Source organism: Pedobacter sp. KBW01 (assembly GCF_003852395.1).
Classification (GTDB): domain Bacteria; phylum Bacteroidota; class Bacteroidia; order Sphingobacteriales; family Sphingobacteriaceae; genus Pedobacter.
On sequence record NZ_QAJQ01000003.1, the window covers coordinates 166,462 to 188,277 of the forward strand.

The window sequence follows — 21,816 nt, forward strand, 5'->3', positions numbered from 1 at the left end:
CCATTCGCTGCGCTTCAGTCGAAATGACGATCATTCTCCGGGTCTACCATCCTAATCCTTTAACGATATTTCTATTTTCTTCTCTTGCTGGTCTCTCATAATCAGTACTGTAGCATGCCCTTTCCATTTTACCGCATTGTGGAGTTTCAGTAAATCGGCAACACTATTTATGGGGTTTTGATCGAGATTGACAATTACATCACCTTTTTTGAACAAATTCTTTTCGGCAATTGAGCCTTTTTTAATTTCAACCAACAAAGCCCCATTGTCATTATGTATACCAGCAGCAGACCGTTCGCCTAAGTTTTCTATGTTTTTAACCGTTGCGCCCAGCCATTCGCCCTGTACCGATCTGTTGGCAGAAACAGTGGTAATTAGCGGCATAATTTTAGGGCTTTTCGACAATTTTTTTAGTCTTGGGTCGGTTACGCCAAAATTCATAGCGAAATTCTTAAATCCTATTGCAAGGGCAGGAGAGCCGCTTCTTAGCCTAAAGTCGCCGGTTTTCTCATTTTCGAACAAGGCATTTCCGGCTGTACTGTTGGCATCTATTTTTGCTTGTTGTGTTTTAGCCAGCGCATCGGCCGATAAGAAAAAGTTATGGTTTACCTCTTTGCCCCAATAATCGATTTGAATTGGTGCGTAGGCAGTGGTAACGATATTATTTTTAAAAACATCGCCGCTGTTTTTTAGCCATACATGCGGATGGAAAGTGTTGTTGATGATGATGTTGTTGTAAACGGTACGGTGGTAACCTTCGCGGAGTTTAAGTCCGCCACTTAAACAAATATTGTTGTAAATCTGGTAGTTACTGCTTCCGTCATCAAGGTCAATATCCCAGCCGTGATCGCATTGGAACCTGTTGTTGCGGAGCACAATTGGTGCTGTAATATCCAATAGTTCAATACCTGGCCTTGCAGCAACAATACTATCCATCAGTTTTCTTTCGGGTCGCCAGAACCGGTCCCTGCCCCAGGAGTTAAATGCTCCATGATCGCCGGTTTCTAAAACGGTGTCAAATACATCGTTAAATTCGATAATGTGACCGCCCCATGTACCTTCGCTAACATTTATGCCCGCCCGTGGAACTTCGTAAATGGTGTTGTGCGAAACAAGGATATTTTGCGACATGGATATTTCTACCCCTGCCGATTGTTTTTCGATGGTGCCAATATTGTTAATCAGGTTATTGATGGCTTCGCAGTGTTGCGGAAAGTTGTCTGATTTTGGTCCGGCTTCGAAATCCATTTTGTCCCAGGGAATAAATTGCTCATACCTGAAAGCAGGTGAGCGTACCGCATCGGGATCGCCAACAAAGGCCAATGCACTGGCACCAATGTTATAGATGTGGTTGTTCGAAATCTTATCGTTTTTATTGTATTTGCTTAAAAAAACAGCATTACCACCTAAGTTGTAAAAATTGCAGTTCCTGATGCTAATGTTTTCGGTCCCTTCCAGCAAAATAGCACCACCACGGTAAATGGTCCAATCGCTGCGTAGTAATGGTTCTTTTCCCAGCATAAAGCTCCGGGCAGTTTCTGTAAAGTCAATCCCATTTATGCTAATATTCTTTACCGGCGATTTCAGATCGCCTTTAATGTGGATCAGATCCGTTAGCCTGCTGAAAGTGAAATTAGCCTGGTTAATATCGGTTCCTGTTGGTGGAATAAGAAAGAGTGTTTTGCTTTTGCGGTTGTAAAACCATTCTCCTGGTGCATCCAGTTCTTCAAAAATATTTTCTACAAAACGGTATTTGGCGTGCATTTTAGCAGGTCGGTTATTTTGCCAGCCACCTTCGTAATTGAGTTCGCCAGTTTTACTTTTGCCGGTTATCTGGTAGTGGAAACCTCCCCACTCGCCGGCATGTAGGGCATGGATATAACCATTTTCGGGGTTTGCCCAGGTTTTTACGCGTGCAGGGGCAATTGCATCGGCTGCCGTACCCTTAAATACGCGGGCCTGAGGATCGTAATTGGGATAGCGCGCCATTGGTAAATTCTGGCCGTTCATAAACAGTTGATCGGGGGCTGTTTCAAAATCGATCTGCGCCGAATAAATATTGTCTTTATAGCTTTTCCAGATTAGTTTGTTTTTTGCCGATGCCGAGATGGTTACTTTTGCTCCTTTGGCTGCTGTAATATTCAGCGATTTTAAATGGTAGCTGGCGCCCGAAATGGTAATTGTTTTTTGAGGGCTGTACACACCTGATGCCAGTTCAATCACTACATCTTTTCCTTTTTGTTTTAGGGCACTTTCAATGGCGTATTCTAAAGTTTTGATAGGTTGCCTGGCTGTTCCCAGATTTTTATTGTTTCCTGCAGGCGAAACAAAGAGGGTTTGCCCCTGACAAAAACTAAACACAAACAATGCAAGGAGGCAGGTAGTTAATCTTTTCATGCTAAAAATATCTGGTTAACACTCAGAATCAGCTAACTAAATAATGAAGCATTGCTTAGGGCTTGATCTTAAATGTTTTACAAAGAAAGAATAAGTAGGGGAGATAAATTTAACCTGATAAGCAACTTATTCTCTTATATTGGCATTGGCAGGCTGCAGCTGCGTTTTACTTTAGAGATGTATAGCCTAGGGAGGATTATTTTGCAATCGGGCATGAAATAGAGCCGCCAACCTTTAAAGCCTTTGCCTGTAAGCTGGCAACTCATTGTTACCGTTACAGGCTCATGCCGCCATCCATAACAATTTCGGCACCGGTAATAAAGCTAGCTGCTTCGCCACAAAAATAGGCTACCATTTTTCCTACATCCTCGGCTTTTCCAAACTGTTTTAAGGGTACCCGTTCTAATATCCATTCGTTTACCTGGCTCAACTGTTCGGGCGTATAGCCGGCTTTGTTCATAATTTCGGTTGCGGTTGGGCCGGGGCTTACACTGTTTACCCGTATTTTACGTGGTGCCAGTTCGATAGCAGCAATGCGCATTACCGCATTAAGTGCCGATTTGCCTGAAGAATAAATAGAGCTATTGGCAGCGTTCATGCTGGCTGTGTTGGAAGATAGGAAAACAACCGATGCCCCATCGTTCAGCAAGGGGATAAACCTGCTCAGTGTAAAGTAAGCTCCTTTAAAATTTACCCCGATTACATTGTCGAAAGCCGTTTCGGTGGCATTTTCGATTGTTGTATTTTCGAGCACACCTGCATTGATGAATAAGATATCAATTTTGCCAAACTGCTGCTGTACTGCTAAGGCCAGTTGTTGTATTTCGTTTACATTACCTTGGTCGGCTATCATGCCTGTTACACCCAATGCAGCGGCTGCTTCGTCTACAGCAGCTTTTCTGCGACCGGTAATAATTACTTCGGCACCTTGTACCTTTAACTCTTTTGCGGTGGCGTAACCTATGCCGCTATTGCCGCCGGTTACCAGCGCCGTTTTTCCTTTTAAATGTTCCATGACAATTATTTTTTTGTTTGAGCAAAACTAAAGCTATATTGGTATACTTTTGTAAGTAGTATAACGAAGTATACCAGTATGAACGAGAAAGAACTGCTCGAAAAATCGAACCAAATCTTAGCTAATCCACGTAACCAGGAGGAAGAAATACAGGCGCTGCAGGATACCCTGTACGTTTTAAGCGGTAAATGGAAAATCCCGATCATCAATTCCATCTGCAATGGAAATCGACGTTTTCGTGACATTGAGCGGAGCATTCCGGGTATTACCACCCGCATGCTTTCTAAAGAATTAAAGGAAATGAGCGCCAACCAACTTATTAAACGAACGGTAGTTGATGATACACCAGTGATCATCGAATATTCGCCAACCGATTACTGTCACTCGTTTGGCAGCATTATTTTAGAAATGATTAAATGGGGCAAAGCGCATAGGCAACACTTAAAAGAACAACCATAAGTTTATCTTCTAAGTAGCCACAAAACGCAATAAAACCTGCACTGGTTAAAATCCAATGCAGGTTAAGTGAATTTGCTGAAGACAGTTAGTTTGCTGGCTCGGCAATAACTGGCGAATAGGTTGCGGCGTAAATTTTACTGAACATGATATAGGTTACCGACACCATGATAAAAGCAACAATAGCATCAACAGTGGCTGCCGCACCAATAACACTCAGTTTAGAGCAAAATGCGAAGATGATATCGAAAAATATCCCGGCAAATACCCATTCTTTTAAGCGTAGAAAACGGTTAGGGGTTAAAAGAACTGCAATGCCTGATAGTTTGGCTACTCCAAGCACATAAATAAAATAGGCCGGATAGCCGAGTTGCAAGGTAATATCCCACACAATAGGGTTTTTGGTAAGTTCAAATATACCACTTGCACCAAACCATAAAGCTGTTAATGCTGCACCAATCCAGTAAATTCTTTTTGCAATTTTAAGTTTCATAATATTTTCTTTTTTTAGTTTCTGAAACAAATTTGCTGCAAAATACCCCCCTAAACCAGCTTGTTATAGCCGAAATAGACAATTTAGCAGTTGGGATGGGCGGTAGGTGAGGTGAAAGTAAATCACGTACAATTTTAACCACATAAGAAATATAAGCTTAAATGTGCTGACCTGACTTATATGTTTGAAATGATAATGACGAAGTGTAATGCCCGGTCTTTGAGATTTGCCTAACAATAACTGCCTTTGAGTAAATTTTTCCTTTTTATTTTCTGAAAATTTACCTGTTCTCGCTAAAACTTGCCTGACATTAACACGGGCTTCGATTTTGAACCGGATATGATTTTTGTCTTGATCAAAATTCACTGACATTGTAAAACTAATCAGTCTGTATTTGAATACTTACTTTTAGGTAACATTTATGTTGCGTTTTGTAATTTTTGAATTTGTATCAGAATGGTTAATATTGATTTGATAAATCGTTTTATCAACAACCAGATATGATAATGAGCCCGGGTAAACTGCCTTTATTTAGCAGTATGCATTTGTGTAACCGGATTTTATTTGTGCACATTTTGTATGCACAACTGTAAATCTGTATTCCGCAATCACTGTGTTAGCCCATCCCCTTAATTAATTTGAATATGGCCCTACTCAAATCGTTTCTGGATAGTAACTAAAACGTTTTATTTTATTAAAACATTTACTAAACTAAAACCTAATGAAAATTAATCTACTAAAGATTTCAGGGCTTTCTGTGCTTTTTTTGCTCAACAGCCCTGCTTTTTCGAAGAACCCGGGCATTGAAAAACCCAGGGAGCTTTCTGGCGGTAAAATGCCTTACTTACAAGTGCAAAACCGGAAAGTAATTACCGGAACTGTATTGGATGAAAAGAGCCTGCCTATACCTGGTGCAGGAGTTAAAAACATCACATCGGGCAAAGCCTCAGTTACCAATGAATCGGGTAAGTTCAGCATTGAAGCTAATGCAGGCGATGTATTGCGTTTCTCGTACGTGGGCTACGAAAACAAGGATGTAACGGTAGGTGCCGATAACAACATTACCGTTAAACTGGGCGCCGCCGCAGATAACAAATTGGATGAGGTAGTGGTAATTGGATACGGTACGGTTAAAAAAACAGATTTGACCGGCTCGGTAGGGGTGGTCAAAGCTACAGAACTACAGGAGCGTCCGGCATCGTCGTTAAACCAGGCATTGGCCGGGCGGATTTCCGGTGTGCAGGTAAATACCAACTCGGGTCGTCCGGGTGGGCAAACCAGCATTAAAATCAGGGGATTTAGCTCCATCAATACCAGTAACAACCCTTTGTATGTGGTGGATGGAGTAGCGCTGCCGGTAGGTTCGCAAACACAGAACAGTAACGCCATCGATTACATTAACCCGAGCGATATTGCTTCGGTAGAGGTGCTTAAAGATGCTTCTTCAACCGCAATATATGGTGCGCGTGGTGCCAATGGGGTAATTTTAATTACCACTAAAAAAGGAACTGCCAATGCACAACGTGTTACTTACGATGCAGAGTTTGGCATTAACACCCTTTCTGCGCACCATGTAGAAATGCTCGATGCCTTCGAATATGTTAAAGTGCAGGATCTGGCCTACGAAAATATCAAAGTGTACGATCCGGTCGGTTGGGCAGCAGGAAACTATGCCTCTACACCTGTACCAAAGGCAGCACGCATAGCCTTGCCACAGTTTTTCGATAGCAACGGAAATCCGCTTTACAATACCGACTGGCTAAAAGAGTCGACCCAAAACAAACTTTCGCAAAACCACCAGCTTGGTTTTACCGGAGGCAACGAAAACAGTACTTATGGTGTTTTTGCAGGCTATCGTGATGATCAGGGACTTTTACTGAATTCTTATTTAAAACGCTATTCGGGTAGGTTTAATTTCGATAGTAAAATAAAACCCTGGTTAAAAGTTGGCGGTAATTTAAGCTACAATAACCAGGATGAAAATATTGTAGATCAGGGTACCGGTGGGTTAAACTCGGTACGGATGATTACCGAAGCTTTTCCTTTTCTTCCGATTAAACTGGCCGATGGGAAATGGGGCGATAACAAGTTAATTCCATGGGCAGAAGGAGGTTCTAATCCAGTACACATCTTAACCGATCGGAAATATGGTTTAATTACGCAAACAGCCCTCGGAAGTATTTATTCGTCAATCAGTTTTAGCAAAGACCTGGAGTTTCGTACCCAGTTAGGGGCCAATATTGTAACCAGGAATACCAACGAGTACAACGCCAAACAACTGTACGGCATATCCGACGGGCAAAACGGTACCGCCAATATTACCGATGACCGCGAAACCTTCTGGTCGTTAGAGAATTATTTAACCTACAACAAGCGCTTTGCCGAATCGCATGCCATTAATGCCTTATTGGGTATTTCGTGGCAGGCAACCAGTTTTTTCAGCAATACCAGTCATGCCGAAAATTTCGTAACCGACTTTTATGGCGATAATAACCTGGGCTCGGGCAGTAAATCTATTTCAGTTGGTTCGAGCAGAAACCGTTCGGCCTTTAATTCTTATTTTGGAAGGATTAATTATGCCTTTAAAGATAAATACCTGTTAACCGTTACAGGCAGGGTAGATGGTTCATCTAAATTTGGAGAGAACCACAAATTCGCCTTTTTCCCTTCTGCAGCGCTGGCCTGGAAAATTTCGGATGAAGAATTTTTGAAAGGCAACAAAACCATCTCTAATTTAAAATTTAGAACCAGTTATGGTTTAAGTGGTAACTCTGAGCTACCTGCATACCAATCGTTAGCTACTTTGGTTAATAACTTTGGCATTATTAACGATACCAGGGTAACCGGTATCGGGATTGGCCGCCTGGCAAACCCCGATTTGGTTTGGGAAAAAACAGCACAGTACGATGCAGGTTTAGAACTGGGCTTATTTAACAACCGCATTAATTTAGAAGCCGATATATATTACCGTAAAACAACCGATATGCTACTCGATGCCCCGGTTCCGCGTACTACAGGTTATTCTGTAATTAGGAAAAACGTAGGCTCGATGCAGAACAAAGGTTTAGATTTAGGTATTAACACGGTAAATATCCAGACCGATAACTTTACCTGGAAAACAAGTTTCAACATCTCATTAAACCGTAATAAAGTACTTTCACTGGCTACGCCCGATGATATTTTTGGCGTAGGTAATCCTAACTTTACCAACCAAACTGGTATTATCAGGGTTGGCGAGCCCGTTGGTTCGTTCTGGGGGCTGGTACGTTTAGGTACCTGGAGCGAAGCCGAAAGGGCCGAAGCGGCTAAATATGTGAGCTACCGTGGTGGTAAAACGTTGCTTCCGGGCGATATTAAATACCTGGATGTAAACGGCGACCATGCCATTACCGATGCCGACCGTCAGATTATCGGAAATGGAGCACCTAAAGGTTGGGGTTCATTTTCGAACTCATTCCGTTATAAAAACTTAGACCTGATTGTTGAGCTGCAATACTCGTATGGTAACGATGTGTTGAATATGACGCATCACTCGGGCGAAGACAGGCAGGTACAGGCCAATAGTTTTGCCAGTGTATTAAACGCCTGGACTCCTCAAAATCAGAATACCCCTATCGCGGCCATTAGAGATCAGGCTGCAGGTTATGTAACCAATGTAGATACGCATTGGGTAGAAGATGGTTCATTTATTCGTGGTAAAAACCTGTTGCTGGGCTACACCTTCAACAAATCGCTGGTAGAAAAACTGCGTTTAAGCAAATTGCGTGTGTACACTTCCGTTCAGAATTTCTTCATCGCTACCAAATACACTGGCAACGATCCGGAAGTAACCACTTATGGTAATGCTTTTGCACAGGGGCAAACATTTTTCGATTATCCAAAGCCAACCACCTTTACCGTGGGCTTAAACATTGGATTATAAACATTAATTAAAGAAAGGATATCAAAATGAAATTAAATATAAAAAACATCGCTGCCCTTTTGTTGCTGAGCGGAGCGTTGGTGGGTACTGTTGGGTGTAAGAAATTTTTAGATGAAACCGATCCGACCAATCTTTCGCCAAGTAGCTTTTATACGCTGCCCGAGCATGCTGAGGCAGGCATTGCAGCTGTTTATTCAGAAATCAGGTTTATTGGAGGTGGTGCAGGCATTTTCTCTAACAACTGGCAGATGCTCGATGCGCCAACCGGCATACAATCGACCGAAACTGCACAGAATTCAGATTTAAACAATCTTTACTCGTTGATTTATGACGGTACAAACCTGCACATTAACCAGAACTGGAACGGTTTTTACAAAGTAATTGCACAGGCTAATCTGGTATTGGATAAGGTACCAGGTATTAATCCGATGGATAATGCACAGAAAAAAAGGATTTTAGGCGAAGCGGCCTTTGTTAGGGCCTGGGCTTATTTTTACTTGGTACGCTTGTGGGGCGATGTTCCGTTAATCCTTAAGCCGATTTCCAGTCCTAATGATCCTAATTTTGCTCCTTCAAGAACGCCTCAGGAACAGGTTTACAAGCAAATTGTTGATGACCTTGTTTTGGCCGAGGCCGCAGGCCTGCCCTTTACAGATGCTAGCGGAAGGGTATCAACCGCTGCCATTAAAACCGAACTGGCAAAAGTGTACCTCACTATGGCAGGGCAACCGCTTAACAAAGGAACTGCCTATTATAAACTGGCTGCCGATAAGGCTAAAGAAGTAATCGATTATTCGACTGCTAACCCAACCATACTAGGTTTGTTTCCTACTTATGCTGCGTTGCACGATGCTAAAAACGATAATAAACTAGAACATTTATTTGGTATTCAGTATAACGATGCCGCAGGTGCAGGTAATCCGCTGCAGTCTTCATACCTCCCATTGCACCAGCCACTGGTTTCTAAAATCGACGGGATTGGGACTTCTATTCCAACGGGTGATTTTTATGCATCCTATGAGGCAGGCGATTTGAGGGCGAAAAACAGGGAAGGTTATTTCTTTACCGATTACTATACCGATGGTTTTAAAATGCCATTAATTAACCGTGGCAAGCCTTATATTTTTAAACACTTCGATATTATTGCAAATGGTACGTTGGGTACAGAAGGTACCAGTCGTAGTGATTTGAACATTCCGCAGATTCGTTATGCCGAAACGCTGTTAATTTATGCCGAAGCACAAAACAGGGCCGATGGTACAGCCAATACTGCTGCCTATACAGCATTAAATGCCATCAGAAAAAGAGCCCAGCTGGGCGATCTTGCCGGCCTTAGCCAGGTACAGTTTGAAGAAGCCGTTTGGAGAGAACGCTGGCACGAACTGTGTTATGAAGGCATTCTCTGGTTTGATATGCTTCGCCTGCGCAAAGTTTATAACGAAAGCACCAATGGCTTCGATAACTTTGTTGGTCACGTTAATAAAAGTGTAAACCAGGCTTTGCAGACTAAAAACCTGCTTTTTCCAATACCTACTTCCGAAATCAGAAATAACCCGAACCTTACACAGAATACGGGCTATTAACAAAATACTTTGGTTTGTTAGATGAGGGTGTCCCAAATTTTTTGGGCGCCCTTTTTTGTTGAAATGTAGTGGGGGCTGATAAGCCATTTAACCTGATGATTATCCTGCCCTTTTCAAAAAGGTGAAATTTATTACATCGTTGGAAATTGAAATTAAGGGCTATTTTATGCTTATTCCGGTTTTCGCTTTTTATTTCAGCTCTTTCAGCCTTTTATATTAGTGATTAAATAAGTCTAACCAGATGATCTACGCTAAATCGCTAAGTTTTGTGCCTGTATTCAGGAATCAGTCGTTTTTTTACGGCTAAGCGGGCCTGTTCCCAACCAATCTAATCGTCCTTAATATCAATTAACTAAAATAAACTTATGAGTAAAATTTACAACAAAAGCGCAGTGCTGCTGTATCTCAAGCGCCTGTGTACCGCAAAAATTTTAGCCATTTCGCTCCTTTTGCTATGCGGAAGCTTTAGTGCTTTTGCACAAACAACGATAACAGGGATTGTTAAAGATAATAAAGGCCTAACCTTACCGGGAGTTAGCGTGCGGATAAAAAATACGCAGGTAGGCACACTTACCGATGGAGCAGGTAAATACAGCATAAAAGCCCCCGAGGGCAATCAAACCCTGGTATTTACTTTTGTGGGTTTTACCTCGCAGGAAATTCCGCTTAATGGGCGTACCAACATCAATATTACCCTCGAAGATGCCTCACAAGGCCTTACCGATGTGGTGGTAATTGGTTATGGTACTGCACAGAAAAAAGATGTAACGGGTGCCGTTTCGAGCATCAAGGCAACCCAGCTCGAAAATGAAAATCCCAACAGTGTTACCGATATTCTCAGGGGTAACATACCCGGTTTAACTGTTGGGTTTAATAACAGTGCAAAGGGTGGTGGCGATTTATTGGTACGTGGAAAAACCACCCTTACCGGTACCACTACACCTTTAATTGTTTTGGATGGGGTTATTTTTATTGGTCAGCTTTCTGATATTAACCCGAACGATATCGAATCAGTAGATGTACTTAAAGATGCCAGCTCGCTGGCGGTTTATGGTGCAAAAGCGGCTACAGGTGTTGTGGCCATTACCACCAAAAAGGGGAAAAATAGCTCGCCAACCATTACGGTAAATACCAATTTTGGAATGGCTACGCTGGCAAAAGATCAGCCTGTGTACGATGGACCTGGTTTTTTGAACTGGCGTGCCGATGTACAACGAAGTGGAAGCGTAAATCCGGCCTATATTTACAGCGACCCCAATAATTTGCCGGAGGGCGTAACCCTTACCCAGTGGCTAAACGGGCAAACCACTACCAACCCGACTGATTTGTGGTTAAGCCGTCTCGGCCTTCTGGCCAACGAGAAAGCTAATTATCTGGCCGCAAAAACTATTGATTGGTATGATATGCTTTTGGTTACCGGCCAGCGCCAGGACCACACTTTAAGCCTTAGCGGCAGAAAAGAAGAAATAAATTATTACATGTCGTTAGGCTACCTCAAAAATGAAAGCATTATTGCTGGTGGAGGTTTCAGTACCTTCCGTACCAGGCTTAATTTAGAAGGGAAAGCAGCTAAATTCTTAACCCTGGGTATGAACATGCAATTTGCCGACCGCGATGAAGGGGCAATCGAAGCGCAGTTTTCGCAACTGCCGGATTTATCTCCCTATGGCGATTTTTACAATGCAGATGGTTCTTTGCGTAGAATCCCGACCGATGATAACGGGTTGAATGCCCGGAATCCTTTTCTCGATCAGACTTACAATTCGAGGTTGCAGAAACAGAGCACTTTATTCGGAAGCCTTTATGCCAAAGTACAATTGCCTTTCGGTATCAGCTATCAGGTTAATTTTAGTCCGGGCTTAGATCAGTACCGTACTTTTAACCACCAGTCTTCTAAAAACCCAAATGTTACCATTCCGGGTGGTTCGGCACAACGTGCACAGGAAACCCGCTACAACTGGCAGCTGGATAACCTGATTAAGTGGAATAAAACCTTTGCAAAAGATCACAATGTAGATGTGACTTTACTGGTAAACGGCGAGAAATATTCGACCTGGTACACCATAGCCGGTAACGAGGGCTTTGCACCAACAGATGTGCTGGGTTTCCACAACCTGCAAAGCGGTAATAAACCAACCGTAAGCAGCGATGATAAAGTATACACAGGCGATGCTTTGCTGGCCAGGTTAAATTATTCGTATAAGGGGCGTTATGCTTTTACCGGATCGGTTCGCCGCGATGGTTACTCGGCTTTCGGTGCTTCGAAAAAACGGGCTAATTTTCCGGCTGCTGCCCTGGCCTGGACACTGAGTGAGGAGAGCTTTTTGAAAGAGGTGAAGTGGCTCGACTTTTTAAAACTTCGTTTATCATACGGTATTAACGGAAACCGCGAAATCAGGGATGCGAACAACGTAATCGATCCTTATGTTTCTATTCAGACGCTAAGTGGAGGTAAGTATCAATCGGTTAACAGTAGTGGTACACCTGGCGAGGTAAATACAGTGGTAAACAGCTCGCGGCTGGGTAACCCGAATCTGGAATGGGAGAAAACAAAATCGCTGAACCTTGGTCTGGATTTCGGCTTCTTGAATAACCGCATTAACGGCTCGTTGGAGCTTTACGATAAAAAAACTTCAGATCTGTTGATTGGTCAGTCGCTGTCATCTGTTTCGGGCTACGCCAATGTAATTGCCAATTTGGGTAGGGTAAACAATAGAGGGATCGAACTTAGTTTAAATAGCCGTAACATTACCGGGGGCAACATTACCTGGAATACTTCGGTAAATTTCTCGCTTAACCGCAATAAAATTGTGGCTTTGGCCACCCCGAACGATGATCCTGGAAACGGATGGTTTATTGGTAAAGATATCGACGTGATCTGGGAGTATAAAATTTTAGGCGTGTGGCAGGAGAACGAAGTAGCCGAAGCAAACAAATTTAATAAGGGCATTAAACCAGGCGATTTTAAACTGGAGGATGTGGATGGCAATTACGTGTACAACGATCTGGATAAACAGTTTATTGGCTACCGCAGTCCGCGTTTTAACTGGTCGATGCGCAACGATTTTAATATCTTCAAAAACTTCGATTTCTCATTTCAGCTCGTATCAAGCTGGGGGCAACAAAGGAGCGATATTTACGCCAAGAACCAGCCGGGTAGTGTAGGTTTTGGCCGTTCGAGCTCTTACATCATCCCTTACTGGACACCATCTAACCCCATAAACGATTATGCGCGCTTAAACTCTGGCCTAAGTGGGGTAACCTTTAATGCTTACCGTAAAAGTTCTTACATCAGGTTAAACACCATCGCACTAGCCTATGGTGTACCCAAAGATTTGCTGAGCAAATTTAAAGTGCAGAGCGCTAAAATTTATGCCAACGTAAGCAATGCCGGAGTGTATGCACCAAACTGGAACCAGTGGGATCCGCAAACGGCTGATAATAACGGAAACCCTGTTCCAACACCAAGAGTCTACACCTTCGGATTGAATGTTACCTTTTAAAAATGAAGCACATGAATAGCATATATAAAAAAATAGTTCCATTTGTAGCTTTCGCGATGCTGCTAACCGTAAATGGTTGTAAAAAATCGGATTTAGATTCCGAATTACTATCGCAGCTCGAACCGCAAACCGCTTTAACCAGTGTAGCCGCCATGAAAGCCGCACTTGCCGGTATTGGGGCTAATGTAAGAAGAGAGTTTACAGGCGATATGGCGCCTATTGTTACCGAATCTATATTTTCGGAAGTTGCGGTAGACGGTACAACCGATAAAACCACACAGGCACAGGATATGGACACACGGGTAACGCCCGATGCCAATCTGGATAATCCGGATTTTAACCGGATAGGGTTTTACTGGACTGAAGGTTTCAGGGGAGTACGCATGGCCAATACCGTTATTACCTATATCGATAACGTAACCTTTAAAGATGAGGCCGAGAGAAATGCCATTTTAGGAGCGGCCTATTTTTATCGTGCTTATTATTACTACCGTTTGGTACACCAATTTGGCGATGTGCCTTTGAATTTAAAAGATATTACCACGCCCAAATTAGATTATTATTCGACAAAACGCGAGGTGATCTTGAAAAAGATGCAGGAAGATTTATTGTTTGCCGAGAAATGGGTGAAAGACAATGTAGACCGTGGCGAGGTAACCAAAGGTGCCTGCAGCCATTTGCTTACCAAGGTTAATTTGGCATTGGGCGATTTTGATGCGGCCATTACCTCAGCAAACAACTTAATTAATGGTGGTACCTACAGCTTAATGCGCAACCGTTTTGGCAGCACTGCCGGCGATGCGAGCAAAAATGTAGTTTGGGATTTGCACAGGATGGACAATAAAGCCATTGCTGCAAACCGCGAGGCCCTTTTCTTAACCATCGATCGTGAAACACTGGCCGGCGCTACCGATTTAGGTTCGCAGGTAATGCGTAACTGTGTACCGGCATGGCATTTTGCAAACTTAAGAACCCCATCGGGTACTACGCAGGCCATTGTTGATGGTATAAATGTAGAAATTCCTTTAACCTTAATGTATGGCAGGGGGATTGGGCGTTACCGTGGTACGGCTTACAGTACTAAAAATATCTGGACAGATAATACCGACTACCGCCATGCCCCGGGTATGTGGATGAACATGACTGATCTGGTATATAACAACCCGGCCATTAAAACCGCAAGCAACGTTGCCGAAAGGGCGTTGTACGGCAAACCTCTGGTTGATGTATCGTCTGCTAACGTAAATAATATGTTTTTAAATAAAGGTTTAGATACCATTCGCCATTTCTTTGGCTGGCCACATTATAAGACCTTTATCAATTCTACCAATGCATTGGCAGCTGATAAATACTGGTCGCCGCCGAGAGGAACCAATACCGATTGGTACATCTTTCGCCTGGCCGAAACCTATTTGCTGCGTGCCGAAGCCTATTACTGGAAAGGAAATTTAGCTTTGGCTATGGCCGATTTAAATCAGGTACGCTCCAGGGCCAATGCAGCATTGCTTACCGATGCCTCGGCCATTACGATCGGCACCATACTGGATGAAAGGGCGCGTGAGCTATTTTACGAAGAGCCCCGCAAAACCGAACTTACCCGTATTGCCTATATTTTTGCCACTACCGGTAAGCCGGCCTATAACGGCAAAACCTACAACATGGCATCTTTCTCCGATAATAATTTCTTTTACGACAGGATTATCGAAAAGAATGATTTTTACCGCAACAAAGTACCAACGGTATTGGGCGTAAACTTTAAAATATCGCCTTACCATGTGCTTTGGCCCGTTCCGGCAGCGGCGCAGCGTTTCAATACCGAAGGCCGGATTAATCAGAACAAAGGATATAGCGGCTACGAAAACAATGTGCCTGCTCTTGATAAAATTCAATAAAAAGCGCTTCTGACGTAAATTTAAGCACGGGGAATTTTAAAACCCCGTGCCCATTGAAAGAATAAATTGTCCCGGTATAAAAAGTTGTTGATTTAATGATGTGCCAGGGTGGTAGCTCACTGCTCTGGCCATTTTTCACTTTAAAATACCCATCATTTCCCACTCAACAAAATACAGGGTTAGTAAACATCCGCCACCTATGGAAAATAAACCGGTTACCTTAAAACTGATTGCCAAAGAATTAAAATTGTCTATATCAACCGTTTCAAAATCTTTAAAAGATTATCCGCGGATTAAGGAAAGTACCAAGCAAAGGGTAAAAGAACTGGCTGCCAGGCTAAATTTTACGCCCGATGTTTCGGCTTTAAGGCTAAGGGACCGCAAATCGCGGATTATCGGGATTATTTTGCCTAACCTTTCCGATCATTTTTTTACGCGGAGTATTTACGGAATGGAGCAGCTGGCTACCACACATGGCTATAACATTATCATCAGCCAATCGCACGATAATTACGAAATGGAAGTAATGGCCGCTGCGGCTCTTTTAGGCTCGCGAGTAGATGGATTAATTGTGGCCATTTCGAAACAAACATCAGATTTTACACACCTCGATCAGTTCGAAAAAATTGGCATTCCTGTAGTTTATTATACCCGCAACCCAAGCTTTAACCTCAATTGCCACAAAGTGTTGAGCAATACCCATCAGGGTTGCTATATGGCTACCGAATACCTCATTAACCGGGGGCATCAAAAAGTAGCTTATCTGGGCGGACCCAAAATGGTTAATTTTAGTCACGATCGCTTTTCGGGTTACATCAATGCGCTTAAAGACAATAATATTTCGTTTAATGCAGCACACGTAGCCTATACCGATTTTGATGAGGAAAACAATTTACTGGCCATTAAAAAACTGTTTAGCGATTATGATAGCAGTCCTACAGCCCTGGTAGCTTTTAAAGAAAAGCTGCTTTTCGATACGCTTAGGTTCTTAAAATCAGTTGATCACCCGGCTTATCAATCGCTCGAATGTATTGGCTTCGGGAACGATCCTATTATTGCCTATCTCAGTTCATCGCCAATTGCTTCTATTGAAGAAAACCCAGAGTTACTGGGAGAGCAGGCAGTAAGTTTGGTGGTTAAACTTATTAGTGGTGAGATTGAAACGAATGCCTACAAAAAGGTAATTGTAAACTGCAACCTTAAGGTGCATGCAATAAGCTAAGGTTGTGTTAGATAATTGGTTACTTAGGTTTAACTGTTGTGGTGTGATAATTTCAATCGTTGTAACAATAAATCAATTGCGTTTTTGTGTTTTTGCTGCGGGCATCGTCTGTTTGGGTTTACTTTTATGGTTAAGTTAGTGTAATAGATAATTACTAACCAAAAACAGAAACCAGTTTCCTCCCAATCGATAACAAGCTATCTAGGATAGCGGGTTATGATCAAAAAAAACTAACCAAATTTAAATCTTAACTAAAACTAACATGAGTCAGAAAATGAATTCAAAACATTTTATTGCCTGTCTGTTGCTTATATTTTCGGCAATATTCGGGTGTAAAAAAAATGCAGCCACATCTAACGAAGAAAATAAGGCACTTGCCGATCCAGCTCCGAAATCAGGTGCTGTAACCGAAGCCTACCCAAGTAACATCAATACCAGTTTTACCCATGCCGATGGGGCTTATTCTTACAGCGAAGCAAGCGCCGATTTTGGCAGCGCAAATTTAACCGGCTGGAACGAAGACATGGCCTATATTTCGGGTAACTGGGCACGTGCAACATTGGCACCAAATTCGGTTTCTAACGGATTAATTGCCGGAGCCGATATTTCGGATGGTTCGGCTTACGAGGCTACTTTTAAAGTACGTTTCCACAGCCAGTTCGATTGGAGTAGAGGCGGTAAAGTAGGTTTTGGCTTTCTGATTGGTGAAGGCAATACCGGTTGCGACATTGCCAGCGATGGTAACGGCGGAAGTTTACGTTTAATGTGGTACAATACCGGTAGTCGTGTGTTCTTTCAGCCTTACGTGTATCATAGGGATATGGCTGGCCCTTGTGGCGATACTTTTGGTAAATCTTACCCGGCTACAGGTAGCTTGGTTAAAGGCGATACTTACACTGTTCATTTATATGCAAAAAGCAATACCGGATCAACTAAAAATGGCTGGGTACAGGTAATTATTAACGGTACCACCGTACTCGATCAATCTATCCGCTGGACCACCAACGACGCACAACGTTTAATCAACAGACTATCTTTTCACAATTTCAGGGGAGGTAAAGATGTTGCAGTTTGGGGCTCGAGCCAAACCAGTTACATCTATTTTGACGATCTTGTAGTGAATAAAATCCAATAGTACTGCCCAGTTTTTATATTGAAGCCTCATGGAATTTTTACCTTATTCCATGAGGCTTTTTCTTTTGTTTGAAGGTTATCAGCTATGTTTTAATTACCATAGAAGTGTATGATTTTTGTGCTTTCTAAAAAATAAAAAGCGCGATAGTCCTTTTTTAATTTATTAGGCTTATTTTTGCGCAAATTATAAAAAAACAACATTGGCAAGTTATCCATGCTGGTGAATCTCGATAATCATTAGAAAACAAATATTTTACCGATGACAAACGATAAAAAAGAAATATTCGAAAGTGTAGCACAACGTTTAAAAATTGAAGGTTTTAATGTAGTAAACCGCGATGAAACCCGCCCTTGGGGTGGTTTCTTTGTAATAGACGAAGCGCAGGCACAACAATTTGCCGATACCTATTTTGATGGATTAAATGTAGAAGACCTTAAAATTGGTGGTAAATTAAGCCCGAAAATTTTAATTGTTGCACCAAACACACGTCTTTCGTGGCAATACCACCACCGCAGAGCCGAAATTTGGCAAGTAGTAACCGGTACTGTTGGTATTAAAACCAGCCAGACTGACGAGGAAGGTGAAGTAAAACAATACGGACCAAAAGATCAGATTAAATTACAGCAAGGCGAACGCCACCGTTTAATCGGTTTAGAAGATTGGGGTGTAGTTGCAGAAATCTGGCAACATACCGATGCTGCAAACCCATCAGATGAAAGCGATATTGTTCGCGTTCAGGACGATTTCGGTAGATAAAATTTGCTAAGCCGTATCAATCAGGTAATGGTTGATACGGCTTATTTATTCGAGCGTACCAGTTGTCTATCTTTCTGCTCCAAAACTAAACGCCCTCAAACTTCGTTTATAAAGTATACACACCTTACATGATTATCCTTATATTTTTTCTTTGCCACTGGTTTTTATCACTATTCAGCCAAACCTTTTTCCTGCACCGTTATTCATCACATAAAATGTTTAAAATGGAGCTTTTTTGGGAAAGGTTTTTCTATTTGGTGCTATTAATCTCGCAAGGCTCATCATTTTTAAATCCACGGGCTTATGCCATTCTTCACCGGATGCACCATGCCTATAGCGATACCGAGAAAGATCCGCATTCGCCACATTTTTTTAAGGATGTTTTCGGGATGATGATTGCCACAAAGAATATGTACATGAATTACCTGCATTTTAAAATACAGCCAGAACCTGCTTTTCAGGGTAATTACCCGGAGTGGCCGTTGGTTGACCGCATTGGTGATTCGTGGTTTTGGAGAATTGGTTGCGGTTTATTTTATATTGGCTTTTACGTGGCTTTTGCCAACCACTGGTGGATGTTCCTGTTATTGCCAATTCACTTTCTAATGGGGCCACTACACGGTGCTATTGTAAACTGGTGCGGGCATAAATACGGTTACTCAAACCACGATAACGAAGATCACAGTAAAAACTCGTTGCCATGGGATTTCCTTTTAATGGGCGAGCTTTTTCAGAACAATCACCACAAGAAACCGAATAGCCCAAACTTTGCTACTAAATGGTGGGAATTTGATCCAACTTATCCGGTAATGAAGGTTTTGCACTGGATGCGTATTATTAAAATCCGGAAAATACATTAAGTCTAAAAGACTAAAGTTAAAAGACCAAAGCTGTAAGCAGATTTTCCTATAAGTAGATCGTCATTTCGACCGTAGCGGAGAAATCTGTCCGGGCTAAAGTTTAAGATCAAATCTTTATTGTGGGCATTACCGTATATTGTTGTAAGGTAAAAACAAACCCGCAATTTATGATCAGCTTCCTCAAAATAGTCTTTTCCATTCTATTGGCCTTCATGTGCTATAAAGTTATAACCACTTCGCTGGAAAGTAACCTGTTTGAGCAGTGGGATTTTTTAGGCAGTATCCCCTGGATGCGCGCCACCCTATGGGATTTTTATGCTAACATTTTCATTATCACCCTGTGGATGTTTTACAAAGAAAAAAGCATTATTCTTAAAATCTCTATTGCCATTTTGTTCGTATGTTTAGGTAGTATAGCAACTTTAGCCTATGTTTTAGTGTATTTGTTTAAACTAAAACCCGGCGAAGGTGTTAAAGAATTACTTTTAAGGCGTGAGGCGTAGGATTTAAGGTATAGAGCTTGCCTTAAAAGTAGTTTATTTTTAAAGCAAGCTGATTTAGCCTTAAATTTTTATCGAAACCTTATGCCGTTCCAAACAGGACATCTATTATTTATTGCCTTCATATCGCTTATTTCGTGTTGCCTGATTATGGCTTTGGTTTGGCTATGGGCAAAAAAGATCAGAAATGCAGGTGTTGTTGATGTGTTTTGGGCATTAAATTTCCCGGTAATTACCATTATTACTTTCTTTTTATCCGATGGTTTTGAACCGCGCAAAATTTTAATCTGTGGTATGTTCCTTTTGGCTGAGCTGCGGCTGGGTGTTCACCTGTGGCAACGTGTTATTGGTCATTTAAACGAAGAAGAAGGGCGGTACCAGCAGCTGCGTAAGGAATGGGGTGATAAAGCCGACCGCAATTTTTTTGTGTTTTTTCAGTTTCAGGCTATTTCCAATGTTATTTTAGCCATACCATTCTTTATTGTTACTGCAAACCCCTCACAAACCATTTCTATTTTAGAATACCTTGGCGCAGGGATATGGGTTATTGCTTTTTTTGGAGAAATGATTGCCGATAGGCAGCTGGCCGAATTTAAAAAGGATCCCAAAAACAAAGGGCAGGTATGCAATACTGGCTTATGGCATTATAGCCGCCATCCCAATTATTTTTTCGAATGGGTAATCTGGCTCGCTTATTTTGTTTTTGCCCTCGCATCGCCCTGGGGCGTACTGGCCATTATTAGTCCGGCCATTATTTTATATTTATTAACCCGGGTTACAGGTGTGCCAAATAATGAAGAACAAAACCTGCGCAGCAAACCAGCAGCTTATAAAAAGTATCAGGAAACAACGAGTGCCTTTTTTCCGTGGAGAAAAAAGAGGTGAGATGGAAAACGTAAAATGGATGATGGACCTTACGGTCTGCAAATCCATCATCCACTTTAAATCGTACATCTACCATTTTCCATATTACATCAACCATCTTACATTATTCCATTTATATGTGGTACGATAAACTTTTAGAAAACGATAAACTTCCGGATGCAGCCTTGCGTATCGGTATCAGAAAATTATGCAAACAACGCCTGGATGATGAAACCCTGGGTGATGAAGAATTACAGCAGGAAAAATTTATGGACCTGGTTGCCGAATTAAAGCAATCGCCAATTGCTGTAAATACCGCCGATGCGAACGAGCAGCATTACGAATTGCCTACTGAGTTTTTTCAGTATTGTTTGGGCAAAAACCTAAAATACAGCAGCGGTTACTGGAAACCTGGGGTGAAAGATATTGATACCTCTGAAGATGATATGCTGGCTTTAACCTGTAAAAGAGCCGGTTTGCAAGATGGCCAGAATGTGCTGGAGCTGGGCTGCGGCTGGGGCTCACTTTCGCTTTATATGGCGGCTAAGTTTCCTAGAAGCACTTTTACGGTAGTATCTAATTCTGCTACACAAAAGGTTTTTATCGATAAAACTGCAAAAGAACGGGGTATTGATAACCTGACTGTTTTAACGGCTGACATGAATACCTTTACCATTGCCGATACATTTGACCGTGTTGTTTCTGTAGAAATGTTTGAGCACATGCGTAACTACAAATTTTTGCTCAACAAAGTGGCTTCTCTTCTAAAACCTGATGGAAAGCTCTTTGTACACATATTTACTCACAAAACACTGGCTTACAAATTTGAAGTAATTGATGAAACCGACTGGATGAGCAAATACTTTTTTACCGGTGGCATTATGCCGTCGAACCACCTGTTTTTTTATTTCAACGATGATTTAAAGATTGATAAACATTGGGTGGTAAACGGAACCAATTACGGTAAAACATCCGAAGCCTGGTTAAGCAATATGGACAAGCACAAAAAAGAAATTATGCCCATCTTCGAAAATACGTATGGTAAAGACCAGGCTGTAAAGTGGTGGGTGTACTGGCGCTTGTTTTACATGTCGTGCGCCGAACTTTTTAATTACAATAAAGGAAACGAATGGATGGTGTGCCATTATTTGTTCGAAAAAAACGGGTGAAGTAAGCGGTAAAATGTGAGGTGGATAATAGAGACAGCGATACGCCATG

The 21,816-nt window shown here is 42.1% G+C and carries 15 protein-coding genes; 12 read left to right on the plus strand and 3 right to left on the minus strand.

Annotation, left to right across the window (positions count from 1 at the left end; all coding sequences use genetic code 11):
* Positions 1 to 51: 51 nt before the first annotated feature.
* Both DBR40_RS03240 and DBR40_RS03245 read right to left on the minus strand, forming a co-directional pair.
* Complete coding sequence (locus DBR40_RS03240; protein ID WP_124558372.1) at positions 52 to 2,397, minus strand: PDZ domain-containing protein; 2,346 nt, start codon at positions 2,395 to 2,397, stop codon at positions 52 to 54.
* Between the two features lie 274 nt (positions 2,398 to 2,671).
* Entirely contained in the window at positions 2,672 to 3,412 is a 741-nt protein-coding gene (locus tag DBR40_RS03245) for an SDR family oxidoreductase (protein WP_124558373.1), read from the minus strand.
* Between the two features lie 78 nt (positions 3,413 to 3,490).
* Here DBR40_RS03245 and DBR40_RS03250 point away from each other — a divergent pair, with 78 nt between their 5' ends.
* Positions 3,491 to 3,871: a winged helix-turn-helix transcriptional regulator gene (locus DBR40_RS03250; protein WP_124558374.1), complete on the plus strand. Its 381-nt coding sequence runs from the start codon at positions 3,491 to 3,493 to the stop codon at positions 3,869 to 3,871.
* An 85-nt stretch (positions 3,872 to 3,956) separates the two neighbouring features.
* Here the strand turns inward: DBR40_RS03250 and DBR40_RS03255 are convergent, their stop codons facing one another.
* Positions 3,957 to 4,361 (minus strand): DoxX family protein, encoded by a 405-nt coding sequence (locus tag DBR40_RS03255; protein ID WP_124558375.1) that lies wholly within the window; start codon positions 4,359 to 4,361, stop codon positions 3,957 to 3,959.
* A gap of 721 nt (positions 4,362 to 5,082) precedes the next feature.
* Between DBR40_RS03255 and DBR40_RS03260 the strand changes: the two genes are divergently transcribed.
* From DBR40_RS03260 to DBR40_RS03310, 11 genes are all read left to right on the plus strand, one after another.
* Positions 5,083 to 8,283 carry a SusC/RagA family TonB-linked outer membrane protein gene (locus DBR40_RS03260; protein ID WP_124558376.1) on the plus strand — a complete coding sequence of 1,067 codons (3,201 nt, stop codon included), beginning with the start codon at positions 5,083 to 5,085 and terminating at the stop codon, positions 8,281 to 8,283.
* Between the two features lie 26 nt (positions 8,284 to 8,309).
* On the plus strand, positions 8,310 to 9,866 hold the full coding sequence (locus DBR40_RS03265) for a RagB/SusD family nutrient uptake outer membrane protein (protein WP_124558377.1): 1,557 nt from the start codon (positions 8,310 to 8,312) through the stop codon (positions 9,864 to 9,866).
* 365 nt (positions 9,867 to 10,231) lie between these two features.
* On the plus strand, positions 10,232 to 13,369 hold the full coding sequence (locus tag DBR40_RS03270; protein WP_124558378.1) for a SusC/RagA family TonB-linked outer membrane protein: 3,138 nt from the start codon (positions 10,232 to 10,234) through the stop codon (positions 13,367 to 13,369).
* 11 nt (positions 13,370 to 13,380) lie between these two features.
* Complete coding sequence (locus DBR40_RS03275) at positions 13,381 to 15,261, plus strand: RagB/SusD family nutrient uptake outer membrane protein (protein WP_124558379.1); 1,881 nt, start codon at positions 13,381 to 13,383, stop codon at positions 15,259 to 15,261.
* A 199-nt stretch (positions 15,262 to 15,460) separates the two neighbouring features.
* Positions 15,461 to 16,483, plus strand: a complete 1,023-nt coding sequence (locus tag DBR40_RS03280; RefSeq protein ID WP_124558380.1) for a LacI family DNA-binding transcriptional regulator — start codon at positions 15,461 to 15,463, stop codon at positions 16,481 to 16,483.
* 274 nt (positions 16,484 to 16,757) lie between these two features.
* The gene (locus tag DBR40_RS03285; RefSeq protein ID WP_233603786.1) at positions 16,758 to 17,618 is read left to right on the plus strand and encodes a polysaccharide lyase; all 861 of its coding nucleotides are present in this window, start codon (positions 16,758 to 16,760) and stop codon (positions 17,616 to 17,618) included.
* Between the two features lie 258 nt (positions 17,619 to 17,876).
* The gene (locus DBR40_RS03290) at positions 17,877 to 18,374 is read left to right on the plus strand and encodes a phosphoheptose isomerase (protein ID WP_039475589.1); all 498 of its coding nucleotides are present in this window, start codon (positions 17,877 to 17,879) and stop codon (positions 18,372 to 18,374) included.
* 128 nt (positions 18,375 to 18,502) lie between these two features.
* Entirely contained in the window at positions 18,503 to 19,234 is a 732-nt protein-coding gene (locus DBR40_RS03295) for an acyl-CoA desaturase (RefSeq protein ID WP_124558382.1), read from the plus strand.
* A 167-nt stretch (positions 19,235 to 19,401) separates the two neighbouring features.
* Positions 19,402 to 19,737: a DUF1475 family protein gene (locus DBR40_RS03300; RefSeq protein ID WP_124558383.1), complete on the plus strand. Its 336-nt coding sequence runs from the start codon at positions 19,402 to 19,404 to the stop codon at positions 19,735 to 19,737.
* A gap of 81 nt (positions 19,738 to 19,818) precedes the next feature.
* The gene (locus DBR40_RS03305) at positions 19,819 to 20,619 is read left to right on the plus strand and encodes a DUF1295 domain-containing protein (protein ID WP_124558384.1); all 801 of its coding nucleotides are present in this window, start codon (positions 19,819 to 19,821) and stop codon (positions 20,617 to 20,619) included.
* 116 nt (positions 20,620 to 20,735) lie between these two features.
* Positions 20,736 to 21,767, plus strand: a complete 1,032-nt coding sequence (locus DBR40_RS03310; protein ID WP_124558385.1) for an SAM-dependent methyltransferase — start codon at positions 20,736 to 20,738, stop codon at positions 21,765 to 21,767.
* Positions 21,768 to 21,816: the final 49 nt, after the last annotated feature.

Bases quoted from the DNA above. Each gene is read 5' to 3' on its own strand.
- DBR40_RS03295 (WP_124558382.1), top strand. From the start codon at position 18,503: ATGATTATCCTTATATTTTTTCTTTGCCACTGGTTTTTATCACTATTC.
- DBR40_RS03270 (WP_124558378.1), top strand. From the start codon at position 10,232: ATGAGTAAAATTTACAACAAAAGCGCAGTGCTGCTGTATCTCAAGCGC.
- DBR40_RS03280 (WP_124558380.1), top strand. From the start codon at position 15,461: ATGGAAAATAAACCGGTTACCTTAAAACTGATTGCCAAAGAATTAAAA.
- DBR40_RS03240 (WP_124558372.1), bottom strand. From the start codon at position 2,397: ATGAAAAGATTAACTACCTGCCTCCTTGCATTGTTTGTGTTTAGTTTT.
- DBR40_RS03265 (WP_124558377.1), top strand. From the start codon at position 8,310: ATGAAATTAAATATAAAAAACATCGCTGCCCTTTTGTTGCTGAGCGGA.
- DBR40_RS03310 (WP_124558385.1), top strand. From the start codon at position 20,736: ATGTGGTACGATAAACTTTTAGAAAACGATAAACTTCCGGATGCAGCC.
- DBR40_RS03290 (WP_039475589.1), top strand. From the start codon at position 17,877: ATGACAAACGATAAAAAAGAAATATTCGAAAGTGTAGCACAACGTTTA.
- DBR40_RS03305 (WP_124558384.1), top strand. From the start codon at position 19,819: ATGCCGTTCCAAACAGGACATCTATTATTTATTGCCTTCATATCGCTT.
- DBR40_RS03255 (WP_124558375.1), bottom strand. From the start codon at position 4,361: ATGAAACTTAAAATTGCAAAAAGAATTTACTGGATTGGTGCAGCATTA.
- DBR40_RS03275 (WP_124558379.1), top strand. From the start codon at position 13,381: ATGAATAGCATATATAAAAAAATAGTTCCATTTGTAGCTTTCGCGATG.
- DBR40_RS03245 (WP_124558373.1), bottom strand. From the start codon at position 3,412: ATGGAACATTTAAAAGGAAAAACGGCGCTGGTAACCGGCGGCAATAGC.
- DBR40_RS03300 (WP_124558383.1), top strand. From the start codon at position 19,402: ATGATCAGCTTCCTCAAAATAGTCTTTTCCATTCTATTGGCCTTCATG.
- DBR40_RS03250 (WP_124558374.1), top strand. From the start codon at position 3,491: ATGAACGAGAAAGAACTGCTCGAAAAATCGAACCAAATCTTAGCTAAT.
- DBR40_RS03260 (WP_124558376.1), top strand. From the start codon at position 5,083: ATGAAAATTAATCTACTAAAGATTTCAGGGCTTTCTGTGCTTTTTTTG.
- DBR40_RS03285 (WP_233603786.1), top strand. From the start codon at position 16,758: ATGAATTCAAAACATTTTATTGCCTGTCTGTTGCTTATATTTTCGGCA.